Source organism: Ochrobactrum sp. S1502_03 (genome assembly GCF_044435015.1).
GTDB lineage: Bacteria > Pseudomonadota > Alphaproteobacteria > Rhizobiales > Rhizobiaceae > Brucella > Brucella chromiisoli.
Genome location: NZ_JAYEXN010000004.1, coordinates 196,548 through 222,122 on the forward strand (window position 1 = coordinate 196,548; position 25,575 = coordinate 222,122).

Below are 25,575 nucleotides of genomic sequence, written 5' to 3' on the forward strand. Positions count from 1 at the left end.
TCATGTTTTCAGCGCCATCCGAGTGCTGCTCACGATATGAGATTTGCACAGGGTAACGGGCGACTCTTATCGCCCATCGTCACACTTTCGGGGAATACGGTAACGATGTCCAGAGTGAGCGCCGTTACTATCAGCGAGGTTCACAGAAGAACCCGCTTTGCGCTTTCAGATTGCACTCACCCATATGGCGAAGGTCGCAACGAAAAGGCTGATGGAGACGAAAGACAAAACGTCGTAGACGAGATCGGTCATTGGAATAACTCCTCTTTGTTCACGTATGTTTATTGTTTGTTCCATTTCTGTTCCAAAGTCAACACCCATTTAAGCGATCGCGTGTATTTAAGGTTTATGAAAAATAAACATGCAAACGCCGGCAGCATGGCCACCGGCGCTCTATAGGGCGATTGAACGAAAAGCTTAGAGCGACGTCAAAGCGCTCTCAAAGATCGACGACTTTGCCGTCTTTCAACGTCACACGACGATCCATCCGACGCGCCAGCTCGTGATTATGCGTCGCAATCATCGCAGCCAGTCCCGACTGCCGCACCAGTGCTTCCAGCGCACCAAAAACATAAGAGGATGTTGTCGGGTCAAGATTGCCGGTTGGCTCATCGGCCAGCAATACCAGAGGTGCATTGGCAACTGCGCGCGCAATGGCAACGCGCTGCTGCTCGCCGCCCGACAGCTCCGATGGGCGATGCGAAGCACGTTTGCCGATCTTCATATAGTCGAGCAACTGCTGCGCGCGAACGGACGCTGCCTTTTGTGGCAGGCCACGGATCATCTGTGGCATCATCACGTTTTCAAGTGCCGTGAACTCCGGCAGAAGATGATGGAACTGATAAACAAAGCCAACATCGTTGCGGCGAACGGCTGTGCGCTCATCCTCTGAAAGGGCACTGCAGGAGCGGCCATCGAGAAAAACATCACCCGCATCCGGGCGCTCCAGCAAACCGGCCGTATGCAGCAATGTCGATTTACCAGCACCAGACGGGGCAACCAGTGCAACCATCTCGCCACGATGCAGTGTAAAACTCGCATCTTTCAGGATGACCAGTTCGCGATCAGCTTCCTTATAGGCCCGGCTGACATTTTCCAGACGCAGAATAACTTCAGCCGCCATTATTCGTACCTCAATGCTTCGACCGGATCGAGTTTAGCAGCGCGCCAGGCCGGAAAAATGGTGGCAATAAAGGAAAGGATCAGAGCCATAGCTATGACGGAAACCGTTTCGCCGACATCCATCTTGGCCGGAAGCGTGCTCAGGAAATAGAGCTCTGGATTAAACAGGGTCGTGCCGGAAAGCCACGAGAAGAACTCGCGCAGACGTTCGACGTTGAGGCACACAACCACGCCTAAAACCACGCCTGCAAACGTACCCGTGACACCAATGGCTGCGCCTGTCATAAGGAATATTCGCATGATAGCCCCACGTGTGGCGCCCATGGTTCGAAGGATCGCGATGTCACGGCCCTTATCCTTCACCAGCATGATCAGGCCGGAAATGATATTAAGGGCTGCGACGAGCACGATCAGCGTCAGGATCATGAACATGACATTGCGCTCGACCTGCAAAGCCGAGAAGAAGGTCTGGTTGCGCTGGCGCCAATCGACCATGGAAATCTGACGAGCCGCAACTTCCTCGACCGGTGCGCGCATTGCATCCACCTTGTCAGGATTATCGACGAAGATTTCAAGCGACTGCACTTTGCCTTCCTGATTAAAGAAAAGCTGGGCTTCTGAAAGCGGCATCATGACAATCGACGCGTCATATTCCGACATGCCAATTTCGAAGATTGCAACGATAGGATAGGCTTTAACCCGCGGATTGACGCCAAACGGTGTCACATCACCATCGGGTGAGATAACGCGGAGCGTATCACCGACAGAAAGACCAAGATTTTCAGCCATACGCGTGCCAATGGCCACGCCTCCGCTTTGATCAAAGCCTTTCAGGGTGCCTTGTTTGATATTGTCCGAAACAAGCTTGAGCTTGTCGAGGTCTTCTTCACGAAGCCCTCGAACCAGAGCACCGGTGCCTGCGCCAATATTGCCCTGCACCAAAGCCTGACCTTCAACCACCGGAATGGCAAATTTTACGCCGGAAATACCGTCAATACGTGTAATCAGGCTCGCATAGTCATCCAGCGGCCGATCTATCGGCTGCATGATGAGATGGCCATTAATACCGAGAATTCGATTGAGCAGCTCGGCGCGAAAACCGTTCATCACCGCCATGACGATAATGAGTGTTGCAACACCGAGCATGATGCCCGTGAAAGAGAAACCGGCAATGACCGAAATAAACGTCTCGCGGCGGCGCGCTCGCAAATAGCGCCATGCGATCATCCGCTCATAAGCGGAGAAAGGACCTGAAGAAGGCGCCTTGTTAGGCACCTTCTGCTTGCCGTCAGATTTTGCTGCCGCCGCATTGCTCATGGTTATGCCGTCAAAAGGTTGATTGCTGCCTCAATGGTGAGGTTTTGACGCTCACCAGTCTTGCGATCCTTGACTTCAACTTCACCGGCAGCAACGCCACGCGGACCAACAATCACCTGATAAGGCAGACCGATCAGATCCATCGTTGCAAACTTCGATCCCGCACGGTTATCCGTGTCGTCAAGCAGTGGATCAAGACCGGCATTGGTGAAGGCAGTATAGAGCTTTTCGCTCACGCCATCGCAAGCCTCATCACCGGGCTTCATGTTGACAATGCCAACACCGAAAGGCGCAATTGCCTTGGGCCAGATGATACCAGCTTCGTCGTGGAAAGCTTCGATTGCCGCTGCAACCAGACGCGAAGGACCAATGCCGTAAGACCCCATCGATACAGCGTGTTCCTTGCCATCAGGCCCCTGCACTTTTGCGCCCATCGGCTCAGAATACTTCGTGCCGAAATGGAAGATGTGGCCGACTTCAATACCGCGCGCTGAAACCTGATCATCAGCTTTTACAGCTGCCCATTCAGCCTCGTCGTGCATCTCGTCGGTTGCTGCATAAGGCGTTGTCCAGCGCTTGACGATATCGGTCAGTTGCTCATCGTTACGGAAATCCGTATCTGCGCCCGGAACAGCCAGTTCAAGATATGCCTTATCGCAATAAACCTGGCTTTCGCCGGTTTCAGCGAGAATGATGAATTCGTGGCTGAGATCGCCGCCAATCGGGCCGGTATCGGCACGCATCGGGATCGCCTGAAGACCAACACGCGCAAATGTACGCAGGTACGACACGAACATGCGGTAATAAGCCATTTTCGCGCCCTCGTAATCGAGGTCGAACGAATAGGCGTCTTTCATAAGAAACTCACGCGAGCGCATCACGCCAAAACGCGGACGCACCTCATCGCGGAACTTCCACTGGATGTGATAGAGGTTCAGCGGCAGATCCTTGTAGGAGCGCACATAAGAACGGAAAATATCCGTGACCATTTCTTCATTGGTCGGACCAAAGAGCATTTCGCGCTCCTGCCGGTCCTGAATGCGCAGCATTTCCTTGCCATATGCATCGTAACGACCGCTTTCGCGCCAAAGATCGGCGGACTGGATCGTCGGCATCAGAATTTCGTTGGCGCCTGCACGGTTCTGCTCTTCACGAATGATGTTGCAGACCTTGTTGAGCACTTTCAGGCCAAGCGGGAGCCATGAATAAATGCCTGCCGACTGCTGACGGATCATACCCGCACGCAACATCAACCTGTGAGAGACAATTTCTGCCTCTTTTGGGTTTTCCTTCAGAATGGGCAAAAAATACTGCGACAGACGCATCGTGACCACCGATCAAGAGAGAGATTACCTGAATAGCAACCGACTGTGTGTAGAATCAGGCAAAAATTAAGCAAACTTGCTGGCTTCATAACGGGTTATACCGCTATTGAAAACCCGCCTCCCCGTGCTTTAATCAGAAGGTTTTTTCCCATCCACAGCCATCACCGCCAGAATGACGAAAAAGATCATTTAAGAAAGGCGCCGAGATTCATTTTAAATTTCAATGTATTATGCATATCGCACACGCGAGGCGGCAAAATTGCGAAGGAAATATGACATCACAAAAGATTTTTGGTGACAAAAGCTATGCAGTCCGCTATTTTTTTCATCAATAAGCATAACAACGGAGCTAACCGTTGTTTCACGCGGTCAAAGTCTTGGGAGGATGGATCCAGGCGCGTTAATTCGCAGCCGCCTGTAATACGGAAACGGATCGAACGCGTATTCGACTAGCAAGGCGAAAGCCTTGCTTTTTTTTTGGCTTTGCCGTGCCTTCAAGAGAAAAAGCTCTCACCAGGCAAAATAAGCCTTTGATATTTTTCAGTTTTTCAATGCAAAGCGCAGCGTCACAGGCAAGCTTTCCAAAGCTCAGAGCATTTGCTGTTTTGAGTGGATCATTGGAAATGCTGTCTCAATTTTTATCACGTATTGTCTTGCGCGAAGCCGCTACGCGCTTTCGTTGGAAAGGCACTAAATTTCTTTCTTTTCAAACCGTTATAACGGATTGATACATTTTAGATTCAACGCATGATCTTGACGCGAGCGACAAAAATGCCGCCTCAAAAAATAGCACCTAAAAAATAGGCACCATGTCTTGCAGCGCTTCATTTATCGAGAAACAGAATGTCCGATTTTACTTCAGATCGGGAAAAAAATGCGGAATATCATCAAGGCTGAAGCCCTGAACCTGCGTCAGGTAATAATAGATGCAGAAGATCGCGGTGGCGACAAACGTGGTACGCAGAAATGCAAGTCCGATGCGTGGTTTGGCTGGCGCGCTCGCGACCGTTCCCAATGTCACGTCATTTTCTTCCGCCTGCGTGCGCAATCCAACCGGTAAGAGCGCAAATAGTGTTATCCACCAGAAGATAAAATACATCGCGATACCGGAAACAATCGTCATCTCATGCCTCCTCAAGCTCGATCAAAGTGCCATTGAAGTCTTTGGGATGCAAAAACAGCACCGGCTTGCCATGGGCGCCAATCTTTGGCTCACCATTACCGAGAATGCGTGCCCCTTGCGCCTTGAGATGATCGCGTGCGGCTAAAATATCGTCAACTTCATAGCAAAGATGATGCATTCCGCCCGAAGGGTTCTTTTCCAGAAAACTCGCAATGGGCGATCCCTCTCCCAACGGTTCCAGCAATTCGATCTTGGTGTTCCCCACATCAATAAAGACCACCGTCACCCCGTGCTCAGGCAAAGCTTGCGGCGCGGTCACGTTCGCACCAAGCTGTCCTGTGTAAAGCGCAGAGGCGGACTTTATATCTGGAACCACGATTGCGACATGGTTCAGGCGTTTGAGCATCTATCTTCCTCCTCCGAAAACAGAGCTACTTTATCCGGTTGATGAAGACTGTCACCACCGGCTTTTTGCCCCATGCTTCATTTGTCGCAGCACGAACCGCACGGCGAACCGATTCACGGACCACTTCAATATCCTTGCGGCGCGCCCGAGGAATGCTGTCGATCGCTTCGATTGCCGCATCAAGCAGAATATCTTCGATCAAATCGCCCTGCCTGTCTTCTTCAGGCAGGCCAAAGGCAACCAGATCGGGCTCATCCATGATCTTGAAGTCACGGTCGAGCAGCACAGAAACAGCGACATGGCCGACATAAGCGAGCTTGCGCCGCTCAACCATGCCGATTTCGTCTTCGTCGCCGATCAGCTTGCCGTCCTTATAGATACGGCCAACAGGTGCTTCATCGATGATTTCTGCTTTGCCTGGTGCCAGGCGCAACATGTCGCCATCGCGCACTTGTGCAATCTCTTCAATGCCCTCCATAGCACCGAGCGACCCTTGCGCGACAAGATGCGCTGCCTCGCCATGAACGGGCACGAGAATCTTCGGACGCACCCAAGAATACATGCGCCTTAGCTCACTGCGGCGCGGGTGGCCGGAAACATGCACAAGCGCATCATCATCACTGATCAGCTTGATGCCCTGATCAATGAGCTTGTTCTTGATGTCGAGAATAGCCTTTTCATTGCCCGGAATCGGGCGCGATGAGAAAATAACCGTGTCGCCTGCCGACAACGCGATGCTGCGCATTTCATCACGCGCAAGCTTGGCCAGCGCTGCACGTGGCTCTCCCTGGCTGCCCGTCAGGATCATTACGACATTTTCGCGCGGGATATAGCCGTAATCATCTTCGCTGAGGAACTCCGGCAAGCCTTCCATATAGCCAAGCTCGGTCGCAACCGCGATTGTGCGCTTCATCGAACGACCGACCACCAGCACCTGACGACCAGCATCGCGCGCCGCTTCTGTAATGGAGCGGATACGGCCAACGTTGGATGAGAACGTTGTAATCGCCACGCGACCACGCGCGCCTTCAATAAGCTCGCGCAAGCTTTCACCGACCTGTCGCTCAGACGGTGATTCACCATCGCGCATTGCATTGGTGGAATCGCAGATCAACGCCAAAACGCCCTGATCGCCGATTGCACGGAAACGTGCTTCGTCAATCAACGGTCCCATGGATGGATCAGGGTCCATCTTCCAGTCGCCCGTGTGAACGACTGTACCAAGCGGTGTGGTGATGGCGAGCGAAACAGGCTCTGGAATCGAGTGCGTAACCGCAATCGCTTCTATCTCGAAGGAACCAACCTCAAAGGTCTCACCCGCTTTGAATATGTTGACCGGAATTTCCGGTGCACCAGATTCCGACTGACGCTTGGCTTCCAACAAGCCTGCCGTAAACGGCGTGGCATAAACAGGCGCCTTCAGACGCGGCCAAAGATCAAGCAAGGCGCCATAATGGTCTTCATGCGCATGGGTAATGATAATGCCGCGCAGATTATGCTTCTCAGCCTCGAGAAAGCGAATGTCTGGCAGGATCAGATCCGCGCCCGGATGCTCCGGGCCAGCAAAGCTTACGCCCATGTCGACCACGATCCATTCGCGTTTGTCCTCAGGACCAAAGCCATACATGGCAAGGTTCATGCCGATTTCGCCGACACCGCCAAGCGGCAGGAAGACAAATTGTGTCGATGGTGAGCGGGGCATAATGCCTCCCTGTTCTTTACTTAGAATTTATTATGCCCCTGTTGAACCGCCTGCCGATAGTTTGCAAGCCCGGAACAACCCGCACAGCGTTCAATTGTGCACAATTATTCAATCAGGAAACGGGTTTAACAGAGGCTGCCGTTCCAAAATAGACGTCCCCGGCAGTTACCGGCACACGTGTACCGTCATCTTCGCGGATAACAAGGCGGCAGTCCGAATCGATGGTTTCAAAAACACCTTCAACAATACGGCCATTCAACTGCATCATAACGGGCTGGCCCAGCCCATGCGCGCGCTTGAGCCAGCGCAGACGGATTTCATTCAGCCCTCGCCCAGCATTCCATATTGAATGATAATGACACCATGCATCCGAAAGTGCCAAAAACAATGTCGCTGCATCGACCTGACTGCCAAGTTCACGCAAGGATGTCGCGGGGTAAGGCAAGCCTTGCGGAGAGGCGACAACATTTGTGCCCATGCCCACCGCAAGACCAAAACGACCGTCAGAAAGCAGCGTCGATTCAAGGAGAATACCGGAGAGTTTTGCGCCATCAACCAGCACGTCATTGGGCCATTTGAGCGCAACAGTCACGCGCGAAGCCACAGCTTCCGGCAAAACCGCATCAACGGCATCAGCAAGCGCAAGTCCTGCAACAAAGCCAAGCGTGGCTGCAATTTTCGGATCAAAGCGATCGACGAGAAGAAGCGTTGCTGCAAGATTGCCTTCGGGAGCAGTCCATGTACGGCCCCGGCGCCCTCGTCCGCTTTCCTGTTTCGGAGACACGAACCAGAGGCGCCCGGCATCGCCGGCAGTTGCCCGATCAAGCGCCTCTGCATTGGTAGAACCAACGACGGGAAAAAACTCCAGCCGATAGTTGTCTGCTAAAGCCGCAGGTGCCAGCGTGAAACCATTGCCATCACCTGCGGCCTTATTGATAGTCATGCTCAGAAGAAAGTCTTTGCTGCAGTTTCAGCAAGACCGCCAAGCCAGCCGCCAATCAGTGCATAGAAGAGAACAAATGCACCTGAAACAAGCAGCACGAGACGCAGCTCAATTGCTGCCGGAACGAAAGTCGTCACCGGCTCATCGAACCACATGATCTTGATCATGCGCAGATAGTAGAACGCGCCAACAACCGAAGCGACAATACCGATGATCGCCAGCGGATAGAGGCCCACTTCAACGGCTGCAACAAAGGTATACCACTTACCGAAGAAGCCAGCGAGCGGCGGAATACCTGCAAGCGAGAAGAGCATGATCGTCATGATAAAGGCCATAAGCGGATTGCTGCGCGACAGACCTGCGAGATCGTCAATCTGTTCAACATTGCCGTCCTTTGTCCGCATGGACAGGATGAAGGCAAAGCTGCCGAGCGTCATGACGAGATAAATCGCCATGTAAAGTGCGACGCCACGCACGCCGACAACGGTACCCGCAGCCAGACCAACAAGGGCATAGCCCATGTGGCTGATCGAGGAATAAGCCATCAGGCGCTTGATGTTGCGCTGACCGATTGCAGCAAAAGCACCCAGCACCATCGAAGCGATTGCAACGAAGGTGATGATCTGCTGCCAGTCATGGGTAACAGGAGCGAAAGCGCCTTCAGCAACGCGAACGATCAGCGCCATTGCTGCCATTTTTGGAGCAGCGGCAAAGAATGCGGTTACAGGTGTCGGTGAACCTTCATAAACATCCGGCGTCCACATATGGAATGGAACGGCGGAAATCTTGAAGCAGAGACCTGCAAGGATAAACACCAGACCGAAGACCAGACCAAGCTGACGTTCGCCGCCGGTGATTGCGTTTGCGATTTCGGCAAAACCGATATGACCGGTGTAACCGTAAACAAGGCTGATACCATAGAGCAACATGCCCGACGAAAGTGCACCAAGCACGAAGTACTTGAGGCCCGCTTCAGTCGAACGAACGCTATCACGGTTGAAGGCTGCCAGCACATAAAGTGCCAAAGACTGCAATTCGAGGCCCATATAGAGTGTGAGCATGTTCGATGCCGACACCATGATGAGCATGCCGAGTGTTGCCAGCACGATCAGAACCGGGAATTCGAACTTATCGAACTTGTCTTCACGCGCAAAGCCAACAGACATGATCAGCGCCACGATGGAGCCGATCAGTGTCAGCACCTTCATGAAACGTGCGAAAGCATCACTCACAAAGGCACCGCCAAAGGCGCTGCCATTGTGCGGGAAGATAACGACAAGAGCGAGTGCTGCAATCAGAACGGCAACAGCAAGCCCATTGACGAGAGTGGAGGCGCGCTCTCCGGAGAACACGCCGATCATGAGCAATGCCAGTCCGCTCAGCGCGAGGAGAACCTCGGGAGCTGCGAGAGACAGGGAAGCAATCAGGTCGGTTTGCATCAAGCCTACGCCTTTACTTACTGCGCCAGCGTAGCGCTAGCGGCATTTGCCAGCGCTGCGTCATAATTAGTAACCAGTGCATGCACAGCGCTTGCGGTCACATCGAAGACCGGCACCGGATACACACCGAAGAAAATGGTAAGGATCACAAGCGGATACAGGATCAGCTTTTCACGCGGGCTGAGGTCGAGAAGGCCCTTGAGGCTTTCCTTTGTCAGCGCACCAAACACCACGTTGCGATAGAGCCACAGCGCATAGGCTGCCGACAGGATCACACCCGATGTTGCGAACAGTGCTACCCACGTATTGACGCGGAAGACACCGAACAGCGTGAGAAATTCACCGATAAAGCCAGACGTACCCGGAAGACCGACATTCGCCATCGTCAGGATGAGGAAGGCCACGGCATATTTCGGCATATTGTTGACGAGACCGCCAAAAGCCGAAATTTCACGGGTATGCATGCGATCATAGATTACGCCCACGCAAAGGAAGAGCGCGCTCGCGACGATGCCATGCGAGAGCATCTGGAAGATTGCACCCTGCACGCCCTGCTCGTTGGCTGCAAAGATACCCATGGTGACATAGCCCATGTGCGCAACCGACGAATATGCGATCAGTTTCTTGATGTCTTCCTGTACCAAGGCGACGAGCGAGGTGTAGATGATCGCAATCGCAGACAGGGCAAAAATGAACGGAGCGAAATCGGCGGATGCCAGCGGGAACATCGGCAACGAGAAGCGCAGGAAGCCGTAGCCACCAAGCTTCAGAAGAATACCCGCCAGAATAACCGAACCTGCTGTCGGCGCTTCAACGTGCGCATCCGGCAACCAGGTGTGAACCGGCCACATTGGCATCTTCACTGCGAAAGACGCGAAGAATGCCAGCCATAACCACGTCTGCATGCCTGCCGGAAAATCGTACTTCAGCAATTCGACCACATTGAGTGTACCGGCCTGCCAGTACATTGCCATGATCGCGATCAGCATCAACACGGAGCCGAGCAGCGTATAGAGGAAGAACTTGAAGCTTGCATAAACGCGGCGCTTGCCACCCCAGACACCAATGATGATGAACATCGGGATAAGGCTTGCTTCAAAGAATACATAGAAAAGGAACAGATCCAGCGCGCAGAACACGCCGATCATGAGCGTTTCCAGAATAAGAAACGCGATCATGTATTCCTTGACACGCTTTTCGATCGCAAACCAGCTTGCCAGCACGCAGAACGGCATAAGGAAAGCTGACAGCACGACAAACAGCATCGAAATACCGTCGACGCCCATGTGGTAGGAAATGCCACCACCAAGCCAGTCAACCTGTTCGACCATCTGGAAGCCCGGATTTGAATTATCAAATCCGGCCCAGATAACCAGAGAGAGAATGAAAACGAAAACCGTGGTTAGCAGCGCAACATTCTTGATGTTGCGACGCGAGGCTTCGCTGTCATCCTTGATGAGAAGGATCAACAAGGCGCCGACGAGCGGCAGGAATGTGACCGTAGAAAGAATTGGCCAATCGGTCATCAGAAAGAGCTCCCGAGCATCATCCAGGTGACGAGCGCGGCGACGCCGATAAGCATCGCGAATGCGTAGTGATAAAGGTAACCCGACTGCATCTTCACAACGCGACCTGTAACATCAAGGACACGTGCAGCGACACCATTAGGACCATACCCGTCAATAATCTTGCCGTCGCCAACCTTCCAGAAGAAGCGGCCAAGCCAACGTGCAGGACGGACAAAAATGAAGTCATAAAGTTCGTCGAAGTACCACTTATTGAGAAGGAACTGGTACAGACCGCGGTGACGCTCTGCGAGTGCCTTCGGAATGTGTGGCGCACGGATATAGAAGACCCATGCCGTTACCAAACCGATCAGCATAGCGATGAACGGCGACAGCTTAACCCACAGCGGAACATGATGATAATGTTCCAGGATTTCGTTGCCTGGCAGTGTGAAGAGCGCACCCTTCCAGAACTCGGCATAATCGTGGCCGAAGAAATATTCCTTGAAAACGACACCGGCAAACAGCGCGCCAACAGCAAGGATCAGCAGTGGCACAAGCATGACAGGTGGGGATTCATGCACATGATGCATGACTTCAGCGGAAGCGCGTGGCTTGCCAAAGAAGGTCATGAAAATCAGACGCCATGAATAGAAGCTCGTGAACAGAGCTGCAACCACCAGAAGCGTGAAGGCATAACCGGAAGCAAGGCTGTGCGATGCAAAGACCGACTCGATGATGGCGTCTTTCGAGAAGAAGCCAGCCGTACCGATAATCGTGCCCGGAACACCCAGACCCGTAATTGCAACAGTACCGATCATCATCATCCAGTAAGTGACCGGGATCAGCTTACGCAGACCACCCATGCGACGCATATCCTGTTCGTCAGAAACGGCATGGATAACCGAGCCTGCGCAAAGGAATAGAAGCGCTTTGAAGAAAGCGTGCGTGAAAAGGTGGAAGACAGCTGCACCGTAAGCGCCGACACCCAGAGCCGCAAACATGTAACCAAGCTGCGAACAGGTCGAATAAGCGATAACGCGCTTGATGTCGTTCTGCACAAGCGCAACGGTTGCGGCAAAGAATGCCGTCGTTGCACCGATGATCGTGATGATCAGAAGAGCCGTGTGCGAGAGTTCAAAGATTGGCGACATACGCGCAACCAAGAACACGCCCGCGGTCACCATGGTTGCCGCATGAATAAGTGCGGAAACAGGTGTCGGGCCTTCCATCGCGTCAGGAAGCCAGGTGTGCAGCAGGAACTGCGCCGACTTACCCATCGCGCCCATGAAAAGCAGCAGGCAGACAACGGTGAGTGCTGTTTCCTTGTGCAGTTCATAGCCGAGGAAATTCAGAACAACAGCACCAGCATCCGCTGAACCTTCAGCTGGCAGATAGTTCGCAGCAGCCGCGAAAATTGTGTTGTAATCGACCGACTGGAACAGCGCAAACAGTCCAAAGATACCCAGAAGGAAGCCAAAGTCACCAACGCGGTTGACCACGAATGCCTTCATTGCAGCGGCATTTGCCGAAGGCTTCTGGAACCAGAAACCGATGAGAAGGTAAGATGCGAGACCCACACCTTCCCAGCCGAAGAACATCTGGATCAGGTTGTCCGACGTTACCAGCATGAGCATGGCAAAGGTGAAAAGCGACAGATAGGCAAAAAAGCGCGGACGATGTGGATCGTGGTGCATGTATCCGATCGAATAGATATGCACCAGTGCTGACACCGAATTGACCACGACGAGCATGACGCCGGTCAGCGTATCAATACGCAGAGCCCAGTCAAAAGACAACGAACCGGATGTAACCCAATGAAGAACCGGGATACGCACCGTTTCGGCATCGACGCCGAGCGGGATCTTGAAAAAGACGACCCAAGACAGGATCGCAACGATCACCATCAGGCCGGAAGTGATGTATTCACTCGCTTTGGCACCAATCTTGTTGCCGAAGAGACCAGCAACAAGAAAGCCAATAAGCGGAAGGAAGACGATCGCGTTATAGAGCATTTGCCCGTCAACCTTTCATAACATTGACGTCTTCCACCGCGATAGAACCGCGATTACGGAAGAAAACAACGAGGATTGCCAGACCGATAGCTGCTTCAGCAGCCGCAACAGTCAGAACGAAAAGCGCGAAAACCTGTCCGACCATATCGCCTAGTACAGATGAAAACGCCACGAAGTTGAGATTGACCGAAAGAAGGATCAATTCGACAGACATCAGGATAACGATGACGTTCTTGCGGTTTAAGAAAATACCGAAAACGCCAAGGGTGAACAGGATGGCCGAAACGGTCAGATAATGAGCAATACCGATTTCCATATTCTTTTCCTCAGATGCCCTTGCCCGGTTCGACCTTCTTGATCTCGATCGCCGTCTCAGGCGTACGAGCAACCTGATCCGGGATCGACTGGCGCTTAACATTCGGCTTATGCCGCAGCGTCAGAACGATCGCACCGATCATGGCAACGAGAAGGACCAATCCTGCAATCTGGAAGTTGAAAACGTAGTCGGTGTAAAGAATGTCACCGAGGGCTGCTGTGTTGGTGCGTTCAGCAATATCCGGGATCGGCACCGCGCCCTGCCCCAGCTTTGGTGAGAACACCGAACCCGCAAATACAACAATCAGCTCGCCCAGCAAAATGAGACCGACCAGAGCGCCAACCGGCGCATATTGCAGTGCGCCGCGCTTCAATTCGGAGAAGTCAACATCCAGCATCATGACGACGAAGAGGAAGAGAACCGCCACAGCACCGACATAAACGACGAGCAGGATCATGGCGAGGAACTCGGCCCCCGTCAGCAGGAACAGCGCCGCCGCATTGAAGAAAGCGAGGATCAGAAACAGCACCGAATGCACGGGGTTGCGTGCCGCAATCACCATGAACGCACTTGCGATCATGATAAAGGCGAACAGATAGAAGAACGCTGCCGCAATACCTGTCAGCATGGGGATCCCCCAACACCTTTCCGTGGACAAAGCCCTATTGCTTCATCCGCTTTAGTCTTTGTTTGCCGCGAATAATCGCGAAACTTAAATTCCAGCAACAAGACGGGCCGCCCCTTCCTGTTGCCGCTTTCCAAACCGGATGCTGAAACAACGGTTTCAGCAAAACCAATCAGCGATATGGCGCATCCATCGCAATGTTGCGCGCAATTTCGCGTTCCCAGCGATCGCCATTGGCAAGGAGCTTGTCCTTGTCATAGTAAAGCTCTTCGCGGGTTTCGGTCGCAAACTCGAAGTTCGGACCTTCAACGATTGCATCCACCGGACAAGCTTCCTGACAGAAGCCGCAATAGATGCACTTCACCATGTCGATGTCGTAACGCACTGTGCGGCGCGTGCCGTCATTGCGGCGCGGACCCGCTTCAATGGTGATTGCCTGCGCCGGGCAGATCGCTTCGCAGAGCTTGCAGGCAATGCAGCGTTCTTCGCCGTTGGGATAACGGCGCAGCGCATGCTCGCCACGAAAACGCGGCGAAACAGGACCTTTTTCATGCGGGTAGTTCAGTGTTGCCTTCGGCGCAAAGAACTGACGCATGGAGAGGAAGAAAGCACCGACGAACTCCTTGAGAAGGAGGGATTTCGCGGCCTGTGCGAATGAAGCCATTTGTCTTTCTCCTTACACCAGACCGAAGACTTTGATGACGGTCGCGGTCAGCACAACCATTGCCAACGAAATCGGCAGGAACACTTTCCAGCCCAGACGCATCAGCTGGTCGTAGCGGTAACGCGGTACGAAAGCCTTCACCATGGCGAACATGAAGAAGCAGAAGCAGAGCTTGAGCATGAACCAGATGATGCCCGGAACCCAGTTGAGGAACCATACGTCAACCGGAGGCAACCAGCCACCGAGGAAGAGTGTGGTCATCAGGGCGCACATCAGCGTGATTGCCACATACTCGCCCAGGAAGAACAGAAGGAACGGCGTGGACGAATATTCGATCATGTGACCGGCCACGAGTTCGGATTCAGCTTCGACAAGATCGAATGGCGGGCGGTTCGTTTCAGCAAGCGCTGAAATAAAGAAGATCACGAACATCGGGAACAGGACCAGCCAGTTCCAGTCCAGGAACGAAGCAGGCAGACCGAGCGACGTACCCAGACCCGTATTCTGCGACAGCACGATATCCGTCAGGTTAAGCGAGCCAGCCGTCAGAAGAACAGTAACAATTACGAAACCGATCGACACTTCATAAGAGACCATCTGAGCTGCCGAACGAAGCGCGCCCAAAAAAGGGTACTTCGAGTTGGAGGCCCAGCCGCCCATGATCACACCATAAACTTCAAGCGAAGAAATGGCGAAGATATAGAGAATGCCGACATTGATGTTAGCAATCGCCCAGCCTTCATTGACCGGGATGACCGCCCAGGTTGCCATTGCCAGAACCGCTGAAACAAACGGTGCAAGAAGAAACACACCCTTGTTTGCGCCCGAAGGAATGATCGGTTCCTTGAAGACGAACTTCAAAAGATCGGCGAAAGCCTGAAACAGACCCCATGGACCAACAACGTTTGGACCACGGCGAAGCTGTACAGCTGCCCAGATCTTACGGTCTGCATAAAGCAGGTAAGCCACGACGATCAGCAATACGACAAGCAGAACGACCGACTTCAGCGCTATAATCAGCGCGGGCAAGACGTAAGCTGCAAAAATTCCGTCCATTATTCCGTCTCTCTCTCGCTTACTCAGCTGCCTGTTGGAAGCTGCCGGCCGCAAGCGCCGAGCACTCGGCCATGACGGCGGAAGCACGCGCGATTGGGTTCGTCAGATAGAAATCCTTGATCGGCGAAACAAAAGCAGCGCCGCCAGAAAGGGTAGTTGCTTTTGCTGCAAGTGCCGACAGGTCGTCTGCATTCGCAGGAGCAATCGTGTCGATTGCCATCATATGCGGGAAGTCGGCATAGAGCTTGGCGCGAAGCTGTGCGAGGCTGTCAAACGGCAGACGCTTGCCGAGCGTGTCGGAAAGAGCGCGCAGAATTGCCCAGTCTTCCTTGGCTTCGCCCGGAGCAAAGCCTGCACGATTGCCAAGCTGCACGCGGCCTTCGGTGTTGAGCCATGTACCCGATTTTTCGGTATAGGCTGCACCGGGAAGGATAACGTCAGCAGCATGTGCACCGGCATCGCCATGTGTACCAATATAAACGATGAAGCTCGAGCCCTTAGCCGTCATGTCGAGTTCGTCTGCACCAAGCAGGAACACAACATCAAGATTGCCGAGCATATCAGTTGCTGCCTTGCCGCCCTCACCCGGAACGATACCGAGATCAAGAGCACCAACGCGCGAAGAGGCAGTATGAAGAACAGAGAAGCCGTTCCACTCAGCGCTGATTGCACCAACATCCTGCGCAAGCTTCGCAGCGGCTGCCAGAACAGCAGCACCGTTTTCGCCGGTAAGCGCACCCTGACCGATGATGATCAGCGGGCGTTCAGCCTTTACCAGCACGTCACGGAATGCGTTTTTGCCGGAAGCAACTGCGGAAAGTGTGTCTGCGCCTGCGCCCAGATATTCATAATCGTAACGCAGCTCAGCCTGTTCGCCGATCAGAGCGATCGGGAAATGGCCCATACGCTGGCGCTTGCGAATGCGCGCATTCAGAACAGCAGCTTCAACACGTGGGTTGGAGCCGATGATCAGAAGAGCGTCAGCATTTTCAATGCCTTCGATCGTTGTGTTAAAGAGATAGCTTGCACGTCCCAGAGCCGGGTTGAGTGCTACGCCATCCTGACGGCTGTCAATATTGATCGAGCCGAGCGATGCGATGAGGCTTTTCAGAGCGTAGAGTTCTTCAACCGAAGCCAGATCGCCAGCGACTGCACCGATTTTATCAGCAGAGGTTGCCGAGACCTTCGCAGCGATTGCTGCAAAAGCTTCAGGCCATGACGCTGCGACCAGACGGCCATCCTTGCGAACATAGGGGCGATCAAGGCGCTGGGTGCGCAGACCATCCCAAATGAAGCGGGTCTTGTCGGAAATCCACTCTTCGTTCACCGCTTCATTCACGCGCGGCATGATGCGCATCACTTCACGGCCACGCGTATCAACGCGGATGTTCGAACCGACCGCATCCATCACATCGATGGTTTCAGTCTTGTTGAGTTCCCACGGACGAGCCTGGAATTCATATGGACGCGAAGTCAGCGCACCAACCGGGCAAAGGTCAATAACATTGCCCTGAAGCTCCGAAGTCATGGCGCGTTCAAGATAGGTGGTGATTTCAGCATCTTCACCACGACCGATCAGGCCGAGTTCAGAAATGCCAGCCACTTCGGTCGTGAAGCGAACGCAACGCGTGCAGTGAATGCAGCGCGTCATCACGGTCTTGACCAGTGGACCAATATACTTGTTCTCAACCGCACGCTTGTTTTCGCGATAGCGCGAGCCATCGGTACCAAACGCCATTGCCTGATCCTGCAGATCGCACTCACCTGCCTGATCGCAAATCGGGCAATCGAGCGGATGGTTGATGAGCAAGAATTCCATCACGCCTTCGCGGGCCTTTTTGACCATAGGCGTGTTGGTGAAAATTTCCGGTGCTTCGCCATTCGGGCCGGGACGCAGATCGCGCACGCCCATAGCGCAGGACGCTGCCGGCTTTGGCGGTCCACCCTTCACTTCAACAAGGCACATGCGGCAGTTTCCGGCGATGGAAAGCCGTTCGTGGAAACAAAAACGCGGGACTTCAGCCCCCGCGGCTTCGGCAGCCTGAAGGAGCGTATAGTGATCGGGTACTTCGATCTCTGTGCCGTCAACCTTAATATTTGCCATCGCTTATCCAAACCTGCGGCTCTTGCCGCATCTTCCAGATGTCAAACTCTAAAGTCCGCCCTTCCCGGGCGGACATACAACGTATTCTTCCGCTTACTCAGCCGCTTCGAGGCGGATGTTGCGGCTCTGAACAGCGTTGCGTGTATAATCGTCAATGCGCTTTTCAATTTCCGGACGGAAATTGCGGATCAGACCTTGAATAGGCCATGCAGCGGCATCACCAAGCGCACAGATCGTATGACCTTCAATCTGCTTGGTTACGTCGAGAAGCATGTCGATTTCGCGCTTCTGCGCGTTACCCTTGACCATGCGCTCCATGACACGCCACATCCAGCCCGTACCTTCACGGCAAGGCGTGCACTGGCCGCAGCTCTCATGCTTGAAGAAAGCTGAAAGACGGGCAATTGCCTTGATGATGTCAGTGGACTTGTCCATGACGATCACGCCACCCGTGCCGAAAGAAGATTTGAGCTCGCGCATACCATCGAAGTCCATGATGGCATCCATCATGTCTTCACCCTTAACGACAGGGCACGATGCACCGCCGGGAATAACTGCAAGCAGATTATCCCAGCCACCGCGAATGCCGCCAGCGTGCTTTTCGATCAGCTCGCGGAAGGTGATGCCGAGGCTTTCTTCAACGGTGCAAGGGGTGTTCACGTGACCAGAAATCTGGAACAGCTTGGTGCCGACATTGTTTGGACGACCAATCGAGGAGAACCATGCACCACCGCGACGGAGGATCGTCGGGGCGACCGCAATCGATTCAACGTTGTTAACCGTCGTCGGGCAGCCATAAAGACCCATATTGGCAGGGAAAGGCGGCTTCAGACGTGGCTGGCCCTTCTTACCTTCCAGGCTTTCAAGCAGAGCGGTTTCTTCGCCGCAGATATAAGCACCGGCACCGTGATGGAGGAAAATATCCATATCCCAGCCGCACTTATTGTTCTTGCCGAGAAGGCCAGCGTCATAGCACTCATCAATCGCTGCCTGTAGCGCTTCACGCTCACGCATGAATTCGCCGCGCAGATAGATGTATGCGGTGTGGGCGTTCATGGCACAACCGGCGATCACACAGCCTTCGATCAACGTATGCGGATCGTGGCGCAGAATTTCGCGGTCCTTACAGGTGCCCGGCTCTGATTCGTCAGCATTCACGACGAGGTAATGCGGACGATCCGTCACTTCCTTCGGCATAAACGACCATTTCAGGCCAGTCGGGAAGCCCGCGCCACCACGTCCACGAAGGCCGGACGCCTTCATTTCGTTGATGATCCAGTCACGGCCCTTCTCGATGAAGCCCTTGGTATTATCCCAATGACCGCGCGACATGGCGCCCTTGAGCGACATATCTTTGAAGCCATAGATATTGGTGAAGATGCGATCTTTATCAGCCAGCATGTCTCACCTGCTTCCGTCTTTGGTTGCGGCTTCAGCTTCGGCCTTAGCCTTGGCTTCAGCTTCTGCCTTGGCTTTGGCAACGGCTGCGTCCGATGCCTTACGGGTTTCCAGACCAACTTTTTTGTAGTCCAGATCTTCGGTCAGAGCCGTCAGTCCGCCCATAGGTTCAGACGTGATACGGCCATCCTGTGGACCCGGCGTAACAGTGTCGCCCTTGCCTGCTTCAAATGCATCGATGATTTCAGCAAGGCGTTCCGGCGTCAGGTCTTCATAGGCATCCTTGAAGATCATGACCATCGGCGCATTGACGCAAGCACCCTGACATTCAACTTCTTCCCACGACAGTGTACCATCGGCATTGAGCTCGAAAGGATCGTGGTGGATCTTATGACGGCAGACATCCATCAATGCTTCCGAGCCACGCAACATGCATGGCGTGGTGCCGCAAACCTGAATATGCGCGCGTGTGCCAACCGGCTTGAGCTGGAACTGCGTATAGAAGGTTGCAACTTCAAGAACGCGGATCAGCGGCATATCAAGCATATCGGCGACATGTTCGATAGCGGCTTTCGTAACCCAGCCTTCCTGCTCCTGCGCACGCATGAGCAGCGGAATAACAGCCGACTGCTGACGGCCTTCCGGATATTTTGCGATCGTCTTGTGCGCCCAGGCCTGATTTTCCGCGTTGAAAGCGAAACCAGCCGGCTGGACGGCATCATCTGCGAGACGGCGAACGGACATCAGCGGTCAACCTCACCAAACACGATATCGAGCGAGCCAAGAATTGCCGACACGTCAGCCAGCATGTGGCCGCGGCACAGGAAATCCATAGCCTGAAGATGGGCAAAGCCCGGCGCGCGCAGCTTGCAGCGGTAAGGCTTGTTGGAGCCATCCGATACGAGGAAGACGCCAAATTCACCCTTCGGCGCTTCAACGGCTGCGTAAACTTCACCGGCAGGCACATGGTAGCCTTCCGTGTAAAGCTTGAAGTGATGGATGAGCGCTTCCATTGAGCGCTTCATCTCGCCGCGCTTTGGCGGCACGATCTTGTTATCAGTGCTTGAAACAGGACCGACACGTTCCTTGCCGAGCAGAAGATCAACGCACTGGCGCATGATGCGAGCCGACTGGCGCATTTCTTCCATACGGATCAGGTAACGGTCATAGCAGTCACCGTTCTTGCCGATTGGAATATCGAATTCCATTTCGTTGTAGCATTCATAAGGCTGCGACTTGCGCAGATCCCATGCTGCACCCGAACCGCGAACCATGACGCCGGAGAAGCCCCATGCCCATGCATCTTCGAGCGAAACAACACCGATATCGACGTTACGCTGCTTGAAAATGCGGTTTGGCGTGATCAGATCATCGAGGTTCTTGAGCGTTGTCGTCAGGAACGGATCGATCCATTTACCAATGTCTTCAATCAGCTGATCCGGCAGATCCTGATGAACGCCACCCGGACGGAAATAAGCTGCGTGCATACGAGCGCCGCAAGCGCGTTCGTAGAACACCATCAGCTTTTCGCGTTCTTCAAAGCCCCAGAGCGGCGGCGTCAGCGCGCCAACGTCCATAGCCTGTGTGGTCACGTTGAGAAGGTGGTTGAGGATACGGCCGATTTCCGAGAAAAGCACGCGGATCAGCTGGCCACGCTTCGGCACTGTAATGCCAAGCAGACGCTCAACAGCCAGAGCATAGGCATGTTCCTGATTCATCGGCGCCACGTAGTCGAGGCGGTCGAGATAAGGCACAGCCTGAAGATAGGTCTTCGTTTCCATCAGCTTTTCGGTGCCGCGATGCAGCAGACCGATATGCGGATCGACGCGTTCCACGACTTCGCCGTCGAGTTCAAGAACAAGACGCAAAACACCGTGCGCAGCGGGATGCTGCGGACCAAAGTTAATATTAAAATTGCGGACCTGAGTCTCAGCCATGTTCAGCTTCCTGTCGCTCAGTTCGTCTTGGCTTTCTCATCGCCCGGCAGGACGTAATCGGTCCCTTCCCATGGCGAGAGAAAGTCGAAATTGCGGAATTCCTGTCGCAGCACAACAGGCTCATAGATAACGCGCTTTGCTTCGTCGCTGTAGCGAACCTCAACAAAACCAGTCGTCGGGAAATCCTTGCGCAGCGGATGACCTTCAAAACCGTAGTCAGTCAGAAGACGACGCAGATCAGGATGGCCGGAGAACAGAACTCCATACATGTCGTAGGTTTCACGTTCGAACCACTCAGCACCGACATAAACGCCGACAGCAGACGGAACCAGCGTGTCTTCATCGGCCTGAACCTTGACGCGAATACGAAGGTTCTGGCGTGGAGACATGAGCTGATAGACAACATCGAAGCGCTGTGCGCGCTGCGGATAGTCTACACCGGAAATATCCGTCAGGTTCACAAACTGGCACTGCACGTCATCGCGCAGGAACGTCAGAACGCTGATCAGGCTCCTGACCGGAACAGCAAGCGTCAGCTCACCATAGGCCAGCTTCGCCTCTTCGATCGCATCGCCGAGACGTTCCTTGATATAGCCGGAAAGTTCATTAAGAGCTTCTTCGCTCATATCTCTAACTTCCTCTTTCAGAACCCTGTCCACCCTTGGGAAAACAGACCGGGCTCCAATAAACCTCTTGCACTGCTCGAACCGGAAAGGCCCGATCAGCGCTCGATCGTACCCGTGCGGCGGATCTTCTTTTGCAGCATGAGAATGCCGTAAAGCAGAGCCTCAGCGGTTGGCGGGCAACCGGGAACATAAATATCGACCGGCACAACGCGGTCACAGCCACGCACTACAGAATAAGAGTAGTGGTAATAGCCGCCGCCATTCGCGCATGAACCCATCGAAATAACATAGCGCGGCTCAGGCATCTGATCGTAGACCTTGCGCAGAGCCGGAGCCATCTTATTGGTCAGCGTACCAGCAACGATCATCACGTCTGACTGACGCGGAGATGCGCGCGGCGCGATACCAAAACGCTCGGCATCATAGCGCGGCATGGAAATATGCATCATTTCCACAGCACAGCATGCGAGACCAAAGGTCATCCACATCAACGAACCTGTGCGCGCCCAGGTGATCAGAGCGTCAGCAGATGTGACGATGAAGCCCTTGTCGGACAGTTCGCTGTTCAGATCATTGAAAAACGCATCGTCGGAGCCAACAGGCTTGCCCGTGCGCGGGTCGAGAATACCCTTTGGCTGCGGGGCAATGAGCGTCGAACCCGATGCCTGGTTTGTGCCGGTCAATCCCATTCCAGCGCTCCCTTCTTCCATTCATAGATGAAGCCGATGGTCAAAACACCAAGGAAGAGCATCATCGACAGGAAACCAAACCATCCAATTGCACCGAAGGACACAGCCCACGGGAACAGGAAAGCGACTTCAAGGTCGAAGATAATGAAGAGAATCGACACCAGATAGAAACGGATGTCGAATTTCATGCGAGCGTCATCAAAGGCATTAAACCCGCACTCGTAAGCTGAAAGCTTTTCCGGGTCGGGCTGTCTGTACGCGACTAGAAACGGCGCAACCAGAAGGGCTACACCGATTACCATTGCAATGCCGAGAAAGATGACAATCGGCAAATAGGAACTTAAAAGCTCGTTCATGATCCTTATCCGGCTTGAATACGAGGCTGCGCCGCCTGTAATAAGCTTTTTAGAGCTTACCACCATGCGACACATTGCATCTCTTGCGACCTCGTCGCCTCAAGCAGCTTCAAAGGGCATGCCGTGCGAACTTAAGTATTTGGCCGGACGGTTAGCGCAGCATGCACGCAAGCGCAACCCCTCCAACGCGAACAGACGGGTATAGTGTGTTCCAGACGCTTAATAAGCGACAGCATCAAGCCTGAATACGCACCCAAACCCTATATAGCATGAAAATATCATAATTTCGTGAGCAAAAGCTGCGGACCTATCTTTCGCCATTATTAAGCGCGCAGAATCAATCGACCCAGATGCGGCAGACAGAATCGAAGCTGGACTTCGTTCGATCAAGACCGAGCTTGGATTGCGCTCAGAATCGCCTCTCAACCATTCAGCAAACCGGCTGACCATGCTTGATATAGAGAGCTCAGAAATTGCACTTATATATAAAGTGCAAAACACCCCTTCCCTTTCCTTCTGGTGACATGTCGCGGCTGACAGAAATTTCGCATCGCCAGAAGGGCGATTCGTAAAATGAAAAAGCAGTGGCACTTTAATCTGTAGTCCTGCTTGCCTTCAGCAATCCGTTACCGGCTTTTAGAATTCCTCTTGAACGCAATCGCAGTGCGCACCGCCAACCGGGATCTGAGTTCAACAGAGCGGCAGCGCAAAACACCTCACCCCTCGACATAAAAGTGAGGCACAAGGAAAGGATGGAGGTTTGAGCGCATATTTGCTCACGAGCGGCGACGTCCTGGTCATTTTGGCCGGGATTTTCTCTGTCGCCTATCTGTCCTGGAAGCGCAAAGCGAAATAGTTCAGCCCGGAACCATTAATGATGTCGATAAGCTGGTTCATGCGCGCAAAGAGCACCGCAATGATTTGCATCAACAAACTCAAGGGCGCATCTTGAATTAATGATATTCTGGGGAAACAAGGCGAAACGCGAAGAGCGCCATTTTCACAAGATTCATTGGCTAATTCTTGAATGAAGATGGCGCGAGTGACGGGGCTCGAACCCGCGACCTCCGGCGTGACAGGCCGGCACTCTAACCAACTGAGCTACACCCGCGCATTTCATTTTCAGCCATTTGGCTGGTCAGTCACCGACGTTTCCGTTCGGTGTGAGCGGTCGTTTAAGGGGTTCTCTCACCACTGTCAAGCGAGTGATCTGAAGAAAAAACAAGAATTTCAAATTTATTTTAAAAGCCGCCCTTTTGCGGGCCTTTATAGTGATCTGCTTTTATCCACCCTTCTGCATATTTCACCGGAAAGCATTCAAATTAAATGGAAAATGGAATCACACGGCGAGCTCAAACGAATGAATCTCACGTCCACTTACAGTTCGATAGAGAGGGCCTATGTGAGTTATCCCCAGCGAGCGCGACGTTTTTAGCCGAACAAATAAAAAAATGCATTTTTGTAATTTTTACGCTTGCACTCTTCAAACGAACAGCCTAAACGGCTCTCACAGCGGCTGACAAGTCAGTCGGGCGATTAGCTCAGTTGGTAGAGCGCTTCGTTTACACCGAAGATGTCGGGAGTTCGAGTCTCTCATCGCCCACCATTTCTCTTAATGAAATCAATGGTTTACAGGTCGCTTCGGCGGCCTTTGTTTTTACCGCCACGAAAACCGCCACCGAAACTCTTTCTTGTTTATTTTCTCGCTGATGGAAATAATGGTCTTAGGTGGATATTTCACCAGTCACATAACTGATCTATCCCTAGCAGCCTGTGGGCCTTCTCACACACTGGATTGTAGCTGTGAGGCCGACCTCAGAATTCTGTCTTGACTGCGAGCTGAGATGAAAGAAGCCCCACACTTGGAGAACCGACGTGGGGTTATTGTTTTTAATCGATGTCTTCGTATCTGCGATTTCCGATAGCCACGATTCGAACTTTGCTAAAATCGAGTGAGTGAAACATGCAATTCTTGCGCTGAAGACCTTCCAAAGTGATTTCGCCATTTTCAAGCATGCGAGCATCGCAATTCCGCGAAAGCTGTTTCTCGTACGCTGTCCACTCGTGAAGATTCTCAATATATGTGGTTCGACCATCTGGCGACCTGCCTGATTCTATAGGCCGCACAATTTTGTCGCCGAACTCGTCAAATTCAGGCTGTGGAATCAGGTCATCATCTGGCATCGGAATTTTCATATCAGTCCCCATTTTATGACGTGCGCGGCATATTCTGTTTTATGTTCCACTTCATAAAAGAATGCGACTTCGACCTGAAATTTGCAAAGCCATATCCCGAGTTGCCTGCAACTCACGTCAAGTTAGAAAAATTTGCAATGATCTGAGTTTGTAACTTATAGGTGACATTGAGAGATGCGGCGTCGAAAATGAATAACAAAAAGGCCACCAAATAAGGGACTTCTAACAAAACGGAATGGAATCGAAACGTCGACTTCTTTTTATCCCGCGAGCAGCACCAGATTGCTTTGATATTTTCTCGCTTGATCGAGCAAATCACTCGGTAATCCCCCCGTTTTTAACGGGGCTTGGCAGCAGAATTTACGCAGCCATTTTCAGTTTCTGTGTAGGCGTCATACCGCCTTCTGCCTGACGCAGGATGGCAAGAATTTGCGGTTCAGTAAATCTAACTATCGTCATCAACAATCTCCTCGTGTCAATCGGCGTTTAAACGGGACCCCTTATCGGCGTCCAAAAAGTACCCCTCCTTTAGGTTGCAAGGTTTAGCGTGCGCGGGCCCGTAACTTTAAATTTAGTGCAGGGTCTGCGCGCGCGGATCGTTAGCGTTCTTCGGCTTTAGCTTTGAGAGCGGTTTTTGAAACGCCACGATTCATTTCCCGTTTCAACGATCTCGCAATGATGGGTAAGCCGGTCGAGCAGAGCGGCGGTCAT

The 25,575-nt window shown here is 53.0% G+C and carries 23 protein-coding genes and 2 tRNA genes; 1 reads left to right on the forward strand and 24 read right to left on the reverse strand.

Going from position 1 to position 25,575, the window contains the following annotated elements:
- Nucleotides 1–439: 439 nt before the first annotated feature.
- From VBH83_RS05590 to VBH83_RS05695, 22 genes are all read right to left on the reverse strand, one after another.
- On the reverse strand, nt 440–1,123 hold the full coding sequence (locus VBH83_RS05590) for an ABC transporter ATP-binding protein (protein WP_265983566.1): 684 nt from the start codon (nt 1,121–1,123) through the stop codon (nt 440–442).
- On the reverse strand, nt 1,123–2,439 hold the full coding sequence (locus tag VBH83_RS05595) for a lipoprotein-releasing ABC transporter permease subunit (protein ID WP_265983564.1): 1,317 nt from the start codon (nt 2,437–2,439) through the stop codon (nt 1,123–1,125). The genes VBH83_RS05590 and VBH83_RS05595 overlap by 1 nt, the downstream gene beginning before the upstream one ends.
- A gap of 2 nt (nt 2,440–2,441) precedes the next feature.
- On the reverse strand, nt 2,442–3,764 hold the full coding sequence (proS, locus tag VBH83_RS05600) for a proline--tRNA ligase (RefSeq protein ID WP_265983562.1): 1,323 nt from the start codon (nt 3,762–3,764) through the stop codon (nt 2,442–2,444).
- A gap of 853 nt (nt 3,765–4,617) precedes the next feature.
- A complete protein-coding gene (locus VBH83_RS05605; protein ID WP_265983560.1) occupies nt 4,618–4,887 on the reverse strand; it encodes a DUF1467 family protein in 270 nt (89 codons plus the stop codon).
- 1 nt (nt 4,888) lies between these two features.
- Complete coding sequence (gene mce, locus VBH83_RS05610; RefSeq protein ID WP_265983559.1) at nt 4,889–5,293, reverse strand: methylmalonyl-CoA epimerase; 405 nt, start codon at nt 5,291–5,293, stop codon at nt 4,889–4,891.
- Nucleotides 5,294–5,318: 25 nt separating this feature from the next.
- Nucleotides 5,319–6,995 carry a ribonuclease J gene (locus tag VBH83_RS05615; RefSeq protein ID WP_396996687.1) on the reverse strand — a complete coding sequence of 559 codons (1,677 nt, stop codon included), beginning with the start codon at nt 6,993–6,995 and terminating at the stop codon, nt 5,319–5,321.
- 112 nt (nt 6,996–7,107) lie between these two features.
- The gene (locus VBH83_RS05620; protein WP_265983555.1) at nt 7,108–7,938 is read right to left on the reverse strand and encodes a biotin--[acetyl-CoA-carboxylase] ligase; all 831 of its coding nucleotides are present in this window, start codon (nt 7,936–7,938) and stop codon (nt 7,108–7,110) included.
- 2 nt (nt 7,939–7,940) lie between these two features.
- Entirely contained in the window at nt 7,941–9,377 is a 1,437-nt protein-coding gene (gene nuoN / locus VBH83_RS05625; protein ID WP_265983554.1) for an NADH-quinone oxidoreductase subunit NuoN, read from the reverse strand.
- Nucleotides 9,378–9,394: 17 nt separating this feature from the next.
- A complete protein-coding gene (locus VBH83_RS05630; protein WP_265983553.1) occupies nt 9,395–10,903 on the reverse strand; it encodes an NADH-quinone oxidoreductase subunit M in 1,509 nt (502 codons plus the stop codon).
- Entirely contained in the window at nt 10,903–12,897 is a 1,995-nt protein-coding gene (gene nuoL / locus VBH83_RS05635; RefSeq protein ID WP_265983552.1) for an NADH-quinone oxidoreductase subunit L, read from the reverse strand. The genes VBH83_RS05630 and nuoL overlap by 1 nt, the downstream gene beginning before the upstream one ends.
- A gap of 7 nt (nt 12,898–12,904) precedes the next feature.
- Complete coding sequence (nuoK, locus tag VBH83_RS05640) at nt 12,905–13,213, reverse strand: NADH-quinone oxidoreductase subunit NuoK (protein WP_140905091.1); 309 nt, start codon at nt 13,211–13,213, stop codon at nt 12,905–12,907.
- Nucleotides 13,214–13,223: 10 nt separating this feature from the next.
- The gene (locus VBH83_RS05645; protein ID WP_265983549.1) at nt 13,224–13,841 is read right to left on the reverse strand and encodes an NADH-quinone oxidoreductase subunit J; all 618 of its coding nucleotides are present in this window, start codon (nt 13,839–13,841) and stop codon (nt 13,224–13,226) included.
- 169 nt (nt 13,842–14,010) lie between these two features.
- A complete protein-coding gene (gene nuoI, locus VBH83_RS05650; RefSeq protein ID WP_007874549.1) occupies nt 14,011–14,502 on the reverse strand; it encodes an NADH-quinone oxidoreductase subunit NuoI in 492 nt (163 codons plus the stop codon).
- A gap of 12 nt (nt 14,503–14,514) precedes the next feature.
- On the reverse strand, nt 14,515–15,558 hold the full coding sequence (gene nuoH, locus VBH83_RS05655; protein ID WP_265983548.1) for an NADH-quinone oxidoreductase subunit NuoH: 1,044 nt from the start codon (nt 15,556–15,558) through the stop codon (nt 14,515–14,517).
- Between the two features lie 19 nt (nt 15,559–15,577).
- A complete protein-coding gene (nuoG, locus tag VBH83_RS05660; protein WP_396996694.1) occupies nt 15,578–17,662 on the reverse strand; it encodes an NADH-quinone oxidoreductase subunit NuoG in 2,085 nt (694 codons plus the stop codon).
- Nucleotides 17,663–17,755: 93 nt separating this feature from the next.
- The gene (gene nuoF, locus VBH83_RS05665) at nt 17,756–19,063 is read right to left on the reverse strand and encodes an NADH-quinone oxidoreductase subunit NuoF (protein ID WP_265983545.1); all 1,308 of its coding nucleotides are present in this window, start codon (nt 19,061–19,063) and stop codon (nt 17,756–17,758) included.
- 3 nt (nt 19,064–19,066) lie between these two features.
- The gene (gene nuoE / locus VBH83_RS05670; RefSeq protein ID WP_265983544.1) at nt 19,067–19,804 is read right to left on the reverse strand and encodes an NADH-quinone oxidoreductase subunit NuoE; all 738 of its coding nucleotides are present in this window, start codon (nt 19,802–19,804) and stop codon (nt 19,067–19,069) included.
- The gene (locus VBH83_RS05675; RefSeq protein ID WP_265983543.1) at nt 19,804–20,997 is read right to left on the reverse strand and encodes an NADH-quinone oxidoreductase subunit D; all 1,194 of its coding nucleotides are present in this window, start codon (nt 20,995–20,997) and stop codon (nt 19,804–19,806) included. The genes nuoE and VBH83_RS05675 overlap by 1 nt, the downstream gene beginning before the upstream one ends.
- Before the next feature lie 17 nt (nt 20,998–21,014).
- Nucleotides 21,015–21,623 carry an NADH-quinone oxidoreductase subunit C gene (locus tag VBH83_RS05680; RefSeq protein ID WP_265983541.1) on the reverse strand — a complete coding sequence of 203 codons (609 nt, stop codon included), beginning with the start codon at nt 21,621–21,623 and terminating at the stop codon, nt 21,015–21,017.
- A 95-nt stretch (nt 21,624–21,718) separates the two neighbouring features.
- Complete coding sequence (locus VBH83_RS05685; RefSeq protein WP_024897475.1) at nt 21,719–22,312, reverse strand: NADH-quinone oxidoreductase subunit B family protein; 594 nt, start codon at nt 22,310–22,312, stop codon at nt 21,719–21,721.
- Complete coding sequence (locus tag VBH83_RS05690; RefSeq protein ID WP_007874537.1) at nt 22,303–22,668, reverse strand: NADH-quinone oxidoreductase subunit A; 366 nt, start codon at nt 22,666–22,668, stop codon at nt 22,303–22,305. Before VBH83_RS05690 ends, VBH83_RS05685 begins: the two co-directional genes overlap by 10 nt.
- Nucleotides 22,669–23,702: 1,034 nt before the next feature.
- Nucleotides 23,703–23,779: transfer RNA gene (locus VBH83_RS05695), tRNA-Asp, on the reverse strand.
- 419 nt (nt 23,780–24,198) lie between these two features.
- On the opposite strand from VBH83_RS05695, the gene VBH83_RS05700 reads away from it, so the two are divergent.
- Nucleotides 24,199–24,274, forward strand: a tRNA-Val gene (locus VBH83_RS05700).
- A gap of 284 nt (nt 24,275–24,558) precedes the next feature.
- On the opposite strand, the gene VBH83_RS05705 is transcribed toward VBH83_RS05700, so the two are convergent.
- Nucleotides 24,559–24,864: a hypothetical protein gene (locus tag VBH83_RS05705; RefSeq protein WP_396996698.1), complete on the reverse strand. Its 306-nt coding sequence runs from the start codon at nt 24,862–24,864 to the stop codon at nt 24,559–24,561.
- Between the two features lie 615 nt (nt 24,865–25,479).
- Nucleotides 25,480–25,575: ATP-binding protein (locus VBH83_RS05710; RefSeq protein WP_396996713.1), on the reverse strand; the 96-nt coding region annotated here is incomplete at its 5' end.